The sequence below is a fragment of the Nocardiopsis synnemataformans genome, from assembly GCF_965343085.1.
In the GTDB taxonomy this organism is placed as follows: Bacteria; Actinomycetota; Actinomycetes; order Streptosporangiales; family Streptosporangiaceae; genus Nocardiopsis; species Nocardiopsis alborubida.
In genome coordinates this window covers 1-5,548 of the sequence record NZ_CBDRFA010000143.1, presented here as the reverse complement: position 1 = coordinate 5,548, position 5,548 = coordinate 1, and the positions used below count along the sequence as shown (strand labels likewise).

3 protein-coding genes are annotated in these 5,548 nt (G+C 73.1%); all 3 read left to right on the top strand.

Annotation, left to right across the window (positions count from 1 at the left end):
* Window positions 1–619: 619 nt before the first annotated feature.
* The 3 genes from ACSIH6_RS38920 (at window position 620) to ACSIH6_RS38910 (ending at window position 5,546) form a co-directional block, all read left to right on the top strand.
* Window positions 620–3,856 (top strand): DEAD/DEAH box helicase, encoded by a 3,237-nt coding sequence (locus ACSIH6_RS38920; protein WP_435113828.1) that lies wholly within the window; start codon window positions 620–622, stop codon window positions 3,854–3,856.
* Complete coding sequence (locus tag ACSIH6_RS38915; protein ID WP_435113826.1) at window positions 3,853–4,587, top strand: SWIM zinc finger family protein; 735 nt, start codon at window positions 3,853–3,855, stop codon at window positions 4,585–4,587. Before ACSIH6_RS38920 ends, ACSIH6_RS38915 begins: the two co-directional genes overlap by 4 nt.
* Before the next feature lie 122 nt (window positions 4,588–4,709).
* The gene (locus tag ACSIH6_RS38910; RefSeq protein WP_435113824.1) at window positions 4,710–5,546 is read left to right on the top strand and encodes an SAM-dependent methyltransferase; all 837 of its coding nucleotides are present in this window, start codon (window positions 4,710–4,712) and stop codon (window positions 5,544–5,546) included.
* Window positions 5,547–5,548: the final 2 nt, after the last annotated feature.

Genomic DNA, 5,548 nt, shown 5'->3' with positions numbered 1-5,548 from the left:
CCCGCCTTCGGTGTCATCGTCGCCCGCCCCGACCGTAGGGGCCAGGGGTGTTGCCCGAGGCTGGAGGTTCCGCCTGCCGTTGGTGCCGACGCAGCAGAGCCCGGCCACCCCTGAACCCCGGGCGTTGGTCGCCCTCCGTCAGGCGCGCCCGCCTTTGGTGCCGCTTTTCGTCGAGCACCCTCACCCCCCACCGGACGCTGACCGTTTCCTCACACTCCCGCGCCCTTTCGCGGCAGCAGGTGCGCTTTCGTTGCCACCAACGACCCCCAGCAGGAATGGCGTAGGGGAGAGGCCTGATGACGGCCCCTCCCTACCCCTCAATTCCTTGGTCTTTTCCTACTGTCGGTCGATTGAGGGCATGGCGAAACGCACGTGGGTGGGATCCCCCCTATTTCCAGGAAACCACCCCCACCCCACCCCGGAACACCCCCAACCACCACCTGTGGAAAACCAACCTCTCCGCACGCCCGCCCACCGACCCTCCAGTTCCCCACACACCCAAACACCCGCACACCTGCACACCCACGCACCCCATCCCTTGCCTTGACGGAATCGGGAGTGGTCCCCGTCACCGGGCTCGCGTCACGGTCTGTCGCCGCATCCGGCCATACTGGGGCCGATGACCGGCGAGGACGCGGGAGGTGCGGTGCGGGTTCTGCACGGCGTGTGGACCGGGGACGCGCTGGCGGTGTGGGCCGAGTCCGACCCCTCCGCCGCTCCCCCGGCCGAGGACGCGCACGGCCGAGCACGTCCACACCCGTTCGCCCTGGAGACCCGCGATCTGCGCACGCTCCTGGCAGACGCGGGAACGGGAGCGAACGCGCGAACCGGGGCAAGCTCGGCCACGCACGCAACCCTGGACCTGTCCCTGCCCGGGGACACCTCCGCTCCCTTCGCCTCCACCGGCGCACCCGGCACCGCCCCGGCCGCCTTCCACCCCTGGCGGGTGCCCGCCCTGCGGCTGGACTCCGCCTCCGCCGAAGCCCTCCTGGCCTCACCCGACGCCCCCGGCACCGCACCCGGGCCCTCACTGGTCCACCTGCGCGCGGTCCGCGACTTCGCCGAACTCCTGGTCACCTCCGGGTGCGTGCTGCCCGACCTGGTGGGCGATCCCGCCCGGGCGCGCTGGCGGCCCGCGCCCCTGGACTGGGCGGAGGAGCACCTGGCCGCGCTCACCGGCGCCCTGCCACCCTCCGCCCGCGCCCATCTGCCCGGGGAGCCGCCCGACGCGGTCGCCCGCGCCTGCGTGCTCGCCCCCCTGGAACTGCTCACCGACGCGGCGGCCCGCCGCCTGGCCCGGCCCCGCCGCGCGCTCTCCCCCAGCCCGGACAGCGGTGGTCGGAGAGTCAACAGCCGGTCCGACAACAGCCGGTCCGACAACAGCCGGTCCGACGACAGCCGGAATGCCGGGGACCGGACCGACAACGGCCAGACCGACGACAGCCGAACCAACAACGGCCGGATCGACAACAGCCGGTCCGACAACAGCCGGATCGACAACGACCGGACCGCCCCGGAACAAACCGCCGACGACGGGACGGCCCCCGGTCAGCGGCTGGCCGCCGCGCTCACCGGCGACCCGGGCGGGATCGGCGTCGACACCGCAGCCCGGCTGCGCGGACCCCTGCGCGAGTGGCGCTCGCGGGTACGCGGCGCGGGGCGGGCCGCGCTGCTGTTCCTGCTGCGCGAACCCGACCGGACAGGGCCGTGGGCGTTGGAGTTCTGGGTGCGCTCGGTCACCGACCCGGGCCTGCGCCTGCCCCTGGAACAGGTGTGGCAGGGCGAGGGCGCCGCCTGGCTGCCCGCCGACGTGGGCGCCACCGCCCTGGCCGACCTGCGCCGGGCCGCGCGCCACCACCCGCCGCTGCACCGCGCGCTGCGCGACCTGGCCCCGGCCCGGCTGCTGATGGGTACCGAGGACGCCGAGCGGTTCGTCGCCGAGGGCGCCGCCCGGCTGAGCGGCGCGGGGTTCGGCGTGGTCCTGCCCGAGTGGCGCGGCAGGTCCGCGCTAGGTCTGCGGGTGGCGGTCGAGGAGGCGCCCCGCAAACGCAGGGGCGGCGGGGTGGGCCCCTCCGACCTGGTCAACGTGTCCTTCGAGGCCCTGCTCCGGGGCCGCGACGGCGAGGAGGCCGTACCGCTCGGCGAGGACGAGCTGGCCGAACTCGCCGAGCTGGCCCGCCTCAAGCGTTCGCTGGTGCGCGTGCGCGGCCGGTGGCTGGAGGTGGACCCCGAACGGATCAGCGCCACCCTGGACCTGGTCAAACGGCGCGGCGGCCACTGGATGCGCACCGATGAGGCGCTGCGCACGGCCATCGGCGTGGAGGGCACCGCTCCCCTGCCGGTCACCGACGCGGTCGCCTCCGGTCCGCTGGGCGCGCTGCTGGACGGGGGCGCCAAGGCCGAGCCGCGCCCGATGGGCACACCGTCCGGTTTCCAGGGCGCGCTGCGCCCCTACCAGGACCGGGGTGCGGCATGGCTGCGCTTCCTGGGCGAGCTGGGCCTGGGCGCGGTCCTGGCCGACGACATGGGCCTGGGCAAGACCGTGCAGCTGCTGGCCCTGCTCACCGACGAGCGGCTCCGGGAACCCGCGCCGGGTCCGACCCTGCTGGTGTGCCCGGTCTCGCTGGTGGGCAACTGGCGGCGCGAGGCCGAGCGGTTCGCGCCCTCGCTGCGGGTCCACGTGCAGCACGGCCCGGACCGGCCCTCGGGCAACGCCCTGGCCCGCCTGGTGGGCTCGTGCGACCTGGTCGTCACCACCTACGGCGTGGTCACCCGCGACAGCGAGGAGCTGGCGGGCATGCCCTGGCACCGGGTGGTGTGCGACGAGGCGCAGGCGCTCAAGAACCACGGCACCCGGCAGGCCCGGGCGGTGCGGTCACTGCCCGCGGCCACGCGGATCGCGCTCACCGGCACCCCGGTGGAGAACAACCTGGGCGAGCTGTGGTCGGTGATGGAGTTCGCCAACCCGGGGCTGCTGGGCACGGAGTCGGCCTTCGAGCGGGCGGTCGAGGGCGAGGAGGGGCCCGACACCGGGCTGGTGCGCCGCATGACCGGGCCGTTCGTGCTGCGCCGCCTCAAGACCGACCGGTCGATCATCGCCGACCTGCCCGAGAAGCTGGAGATGCGTACCTGGTGCACGCTCACCCCGGAGCAGGCCTCGCTGTACAAGGCGGTGGTGGACGAGATGGGCGAGCGGCTGGCCGAGGCGACCGAGAAGGAGCGCAAGGGGCTGGTGCTGGCGACGATGTCGCGGCTCAAGCAGATCTGCAACCATCCGGCACAGTTCCTGGGGGACGGCTCGGCGCTGTCGGGGCGCTCGGGAAAGCTGGAGCGGGTGGAGGCGATCCTGGCCTCGGCCGCGGCCGAGGGCGACAAGGCCCTGTGCTTCACCCAGTACGCGCGGTTCGGCGAGCGTCTGGCCCCCTACCTGCGTTCGCGGCTGGGGGTGCCGGTGCTGTGGCTGCACGGGGGCACGCCGCGGGCGGAGCGGGAGGAGATGACGCAGCGCTTCCAGGAGATGGAGGGCCCGGCGGTGTTCCTGCTCTCGCTCAAGGCCGCCGGGACGGGGCTGAACCTGACCGCGGCCAACCACGTGGTGCACGTGGACCGGTGGTGGAACCCGGCGGTGGAGAACCAGGCCACCGACCGGGCGTTCCGGATCGGCCAGCGGCGGGACGTGCAGGTGCGCAAGATGGTGTGCGTGGGCACGGTCGAGGAGCGGGTGGACGAGATGATCGAGCGCAAGAGCGCGCTGGCCGACAGCGCCGTGGCCACCGGTGAGGCGTGGCTGACCGGGTTGTCGGTGCGGGACCTGCGCGAGGTCGTGCGGCTGTCCCCGGAGGCGGTGGCCGAGTGAGCGCGTGGTCGCCGCTGTTCGCACAGGCCCTGGGGGAGCCGGGCCGGGCCGCCGGGAGCGCGCGGGCGGAGCGGCTGTCGGTACGTCCGGGCGAGGTCGCGGGACGGGTGCGCGGCCCGGGCGCGCACGAGGTGAGCCTGATCCGCACGGTGCCTCCGGAGCCCGAGTGGGAGCGCCTGTGCGCCGCGCTGGCCTCCCAGCCGGTGTTCCGCGCCCGGATCCTGGCCGGTGAGCTGCCGGTGGCGGCCGCCCGGGTGTTCTCACTGCTGGGGTGGGACCTGGTGCCGCGCGGGTGGGACGCGCTGGTGGCGACCTGCTCCTGTGACCGGTGGGACGCCAGGTGCGCGCACCTGGCGGCGGCGGTGGTGGAGCTGGGCGTCGAGGCCGACCGCGACCCGTTCGTGCTGACCCGGTGGCTGGGCCGGGATCGGCGCGCGCTCGTGGCGCAGGTCAAAGCGCTTTCCACGGCGGCGGCAAAAGGATTTTCGGGCGAAGACGCGACAATCGGGAAAAATGACGGAGAAGCGGTATTGGATACCGCCGCTGTCCCCCCTCCCCCGCCGGACGAGGCGGCCCCCGGCTCGGCCGCCGCGTTCTGGTCCGCGCCGCCGCTTCCCGTCCGTCCGAGTGCCCCGGAGGGCTCCGGCGAGCGCGTCAGGGCCGCGGCTCCCGGGATCGTGGCCGATGATCTGCCCGGTTTCGGACAACCGCGAACGGGGACCGGAACGTGAGCGTATGGGGTGCCGAATACGCACTTCGAACTTTGTTGTGGAAAACTCCGCAAGGCCGTGGAAACACGGTTACCATTCGGCCAGAGAACTCGCCTCGTCACTTCTTTGGATGGGTACCCTTCATGGCCGATCACTTCCCCCCCAACATCGACATGGAAACCCCCAGCATCGCACGCATGTACGACTACCTCCTGGGGGGCAAGGACAACTTCGAGGCCGACCGCAAGGCCTGCGAGGCACTCGCGGACGGCATCCCCGAACTGGTCGCCTTCGCCAACGACAACCGCGCCTACCTCTCACGCGCGGTGGAGTACGTGGCGGCCCAGGGGGTGGAGCAGTTCCTCGACCTGGGGGCCGGGCTGCCCACCGCCAACAACACCCACCACGCGGCCCAGCAGGCCAACCCGCGGGCCCGGGTGGTCTACGTCGACCACGACCCCATCGTGCTCGCGCACGGCCGGGCGCTGATCAGCGACAGCGCGGAGACCGCGTTCCTGCTGGCTGACATCCGCAACACCGACGAGATCCTGGAGGCCCCCGAGACCACCAGGCTCATCGACACCGACCTGCCCGTGTGCGTGATGCTGGTCTCGCTGCTGCACTGCATCCCCGACGACAGCGATCCGTTCGGCATGGTGCGCTCCCTCATGGACCGCCTGGCGCCGGGGTCGTGCCTGATCTCCTCCCACATCGTCTCCGACGATCCGGCCTCCGCCGTGTGGATGACCGACAAGATCTTGTCCTTCGGCACCCCGTGGGGCCGGGTGCGCAGCCCCGAGGAGGCCTCGGTGGTCTTCGAGGGCCTGGAGCTGGCCAGTCCCTGGACCGACGGGCGCGACGAGGGCTCCCGCGCGGTGGACTGCGCCACCTGGCGCCACCCGGACACCGACCCCGTGTTCCGCCCCGCCGACCCCAAGGTCAAGCTGTGGGAGCTGGCGGGCGTGGCCTTTAAGTGTTGAGG

Bases quoted from the DNA above. Each gene is read 5' to 3' on its own strand.
- ACSIH6_RS38920 (WP_435113828.1), top strand. From the start codon at position 620: ATGACCGGCGAGGACGCGGGAGGTGCGGTGCGGGTTCTGCACGGCGTG.
- ACSIH6_RS38910 (WP_435113824.1), top strand. From the start codon at position 4,710: ATGGCCGATCACTTCCCCCCCAACATCGACATGGAAACCCCCAGCATC.